At 73.7% G+C, this 3,369-nt stretch carries 1 protein-coding gene; it reads left to right on the forward strand.

All coding sequences use genetic code 11. The features are described 5' to 3' along the window. On the forward strand, nucleotides 1-3,369 hold a 3,369-nt coding region (locus ACIRVH_RS46375; RefSeq protein WP_403967149.1), incomplete at both ends, for an SDR family NAD(P)-dependent oxidoreductase.

Here is a 3,369-nt window from a genome sequence, read left to right on the forward strand (position 1 = left end):
CTGGAGCTGGGGCCGGACGGGACGCTGTCGGCGATGATCCAGGAGACCGCGGCCGTCACCACGGTTCCCGCACTGCGCCGGGACCGGGATGAGGAGGAGTCGGTCGTCACCGCGCTCGGCGCTTTGCACTCGGTCGGAGTGCCGGTCGAGTGGGCAGCGTTCTTCGGGCCTCTGCACGCCACCCGCGTGGACCTGCCCACCTACGCCTTCCAGTACCACCACTACTGGCCCGAGCCGGCCGATGACGAGCCGGGCGCGACCGACCCGGTGGACGCCGAGTTCTGGGACGCCATCGAGAGCGAGGACCTCGACAGTCTCGCCGCCGGCCTCGGTCTCACCGGCGAGGAGCTGTCCGGAGTGGTGCCGGCGCTCGCCGCATGGCGCCGCCGCCGACGGGCCGAACGCGACCTCGATGCCGTGCGCCACCGCGAAACGTGGACACCGCTGACCGGAGCCGTCACCGGCACCCCACGCGGCACGTGGCTCGTGATCGTGCCGGAGGGAGCCGACGAGACCTGGGTGAGCCGCGTGGCCGGCGCGGCCGGGCCGGGCACGATCCGCGTGCATGTACCAGTGACCGCCGATGCCGACGCTCTCGCCGCGCGGCTGTCCATCGCGGAGGGCGCGGGCTTCGCGGGCGTGCTGTCCTTACTGGCCGAGGACCCGGCCGGACCGGTTGCCACGGCCATGCTGCTCCGCGCTCTCTCCGGGCTCGGCATCACCGCGCCCCTGTGGGCGGTCACGCGCGGCGCCGTCGCCGCCGTCGAGGGCGACACCGTCGAGCACCCCGAACGCGCCGGCGTCTGGGGGCTGGGCCGGGTTGCCGCGCTCGAGCACCCGGACGGCTGGGGCGGTGTGATCGACCTGCCCGCCGAGCCTGACGACGCCGCACTCACGCGTTGCGCCGCCCTGCTCGCGCATCCCGGCGGCGAGGAAGAAGTAGCCATCCGCAACGGGGGCGTCGCGCTCGGCCGACGGCTGACACCCGCGCCCGCCGGGGACGCGCAGGAGTGGACCCCGACCGGCACGGTGCTCATCACCGGCGGTACCGGTGCGCTCGGCGCGTGCGTGGCCCGCTGGCTCGCGGACCGAGGTGTCGCACGTCTCGTGCTGGTGAGCCGCCGGGGTGGCACGGCGCCGGGCGCCACGGAGCTGCACGACGAGTTGACCGCTTCCGGCGTCGAGGTGGACCTGGTCGCGGCGGACACAGCGGACCGGGACACCATGGCGGCTGTCCTCGCGGCGATCCCCGCCGACCAGCCGCTGACCGGCGTCGTCCACGCGGCCGGCGTCCTCGCGGACGGCGTGCTGACCAGGCTGAGCGGAGAGCAGTTCGAGACGGTGTTCCGGGCCAAGGCCGCCTCGGCGCTGGTGCTGGACGAACTGACCCGCCGTCACGACCTGTCGGTGTTCGCCCTGTTCTCCTCGGCCGCCGGTTCTGTCGGCAACCCCGGCCAGGCGAACTACGCCGCGGCCAACGCGGTCCTCGACGCCGTCGCCCAGCGCCGCCGCGCGCTGGGGCTGCCCGGCACCTCGCTGGCATGGGGCGCTTGGGCCGGGGACGGCATGGGCGGCAGTGCAACGGGCGTCGGCGCCGCCGCGCTCGACCCGCGACTGGCCCTCACGATGCTCGGTCGGGCCGTCACGGCGCCGGACCCCACGCTCACCGTGCTGGACATGCGCCACCCCGACGTGCTGGCCACCCTGCTCACATCACGGCCGCACCGCCCTCTGCTGTCGGCACTGCCGGAGGCGCGCCGCTTCGCCGAGTCCTCCGCCGCTCCGGCGCCCGGACTCGCCGCAGAGCTGCGGGCCCTCGACCAGGACCAACGCCTGGCACGGGTCGCCGGCGTGGTGCGGGGCGCCGTGGCGGCGGTCCTGCACAGGATGCCCGGCGACATCACGCCGGACCGCGAGTTCGGCAAGCTGGGCTTCGACTCTCTGGCCTCCGTCGAGCTGCGCAACCGGCTTGTCGCGGCGACCGGGCTCAGCCTGCCCGCGTCCCTGCTCTACGACCACCCGACCCCGGCCCGGGTGACCGAGCTCCTGCTCGCCCAGCTGCTCGACAGCCCGAGAACCACCGTCACGGCACCGGTCGCCGCCGTCACCGACGAGCCGATCGCCATCGTCGGCATGGCGTGCCGTTTCCCGAACGGCATCGACTCACCGGAAGCCCTCTGGGCGCTGCTGGCCGACGGCAGCGACGCGATCGGGCCGTTTCCCACGGACCGTGGCTGGGACCTGGACGGTCCCGCAGGCGACCGACCGGACCGCAGCGCCACGCAACGGGGTGGCTTCCTGCACGACATCGCCGGCTTCGACGCGGAGTTCTTCGAGGTCTCCCCGCGGGAGGCGGTGGCGATGGACCCGCAGCAACGACTCCTGCTGGAGACATCGTGGGAGGCACTGGAACGCGCGGGGATCGACCCCCTGTCGCTGCGCGGCAGCTCCTCGGGCGTGTTCGTCGGCACGAACGGCCAGGACTACGGCGACGTGCTCGTCGGCACCGAGGCCGGCCGTCAGGGATACACCGGCACGGGCCTCGCCGCCAGCGTGCTGTCCGGCCGCCTCTCGTACACGCTCGGTCTGGAAGGACCGGCGGTCACCGTGGACACGGCGTGCTCGTCGTCGCTGGTGGCGCTGCACTGGGCGACGCAGGCACTGCGCGGTGGTGAATGCTCGCTGGCGCTGGTCGGCGGTGTGACGCTGATGACGACGCCGTGGCTGTTCGTGGAGTTCTCCCGCCAGGGCGGGCTGGCGCCGGACGGCCGGTGCAAGGCGTTCGCCGAGGACGCCGACGGCACGGGGTGGTCCGAGGGCATCGGCATGATCGTGGTCGAGCGGCTGTCCGACGCCGTCCGCAACGGGCACGAAGTCCTTGCCGTGGTGCGGGGTTCGGCGGTGAACCAGGACGGCGCGTCGAACGGCCTGACGGCGCCGAACGGCCCTTCGCAACAGCGCGTGATCCGGGCCGCGCTGGCCAGTGCCGGTCTCGAGCCGTCCGGAGTGGACGCCGTGGAGGCGCACGGCACCGGTACGTCGCTGGGTGATCCGATCGAGGCGCAGGCGTTGCTGGCGGCCTACGGGCAGGACCGTGAGACGCCGTTGCTGCTGGGTTCGGTGAAGTCGAACATCGGGCACACACAGGCCGCCGCCGGTGTCGCGGGCATCATCAAGATGGTCCTCGCGCTGCGCAGCGGCGAGCTGCCGAAGACGCTGCACGTCGGCGAAGTGTCGTCCCGGGTGGACTGGGACTCGGGTGCGGTGTCGGTACTGACCGAGGCGAGGGCGTGGCCGGTGGTGGAGCGGCCGCGGCGGGCGGCGGTGTCGTCGTTCGGGATCTCGGGGACGAACGCGCACACGATCCTG

Source organism: Streptomyces sp. NPDC101165 (assembly GCF_044768135.1).
GTDB lineage: Bacteria > Actinomycetota > Actinomycetes > Streptomycetales > Streptomycetaceae > Streptomyces.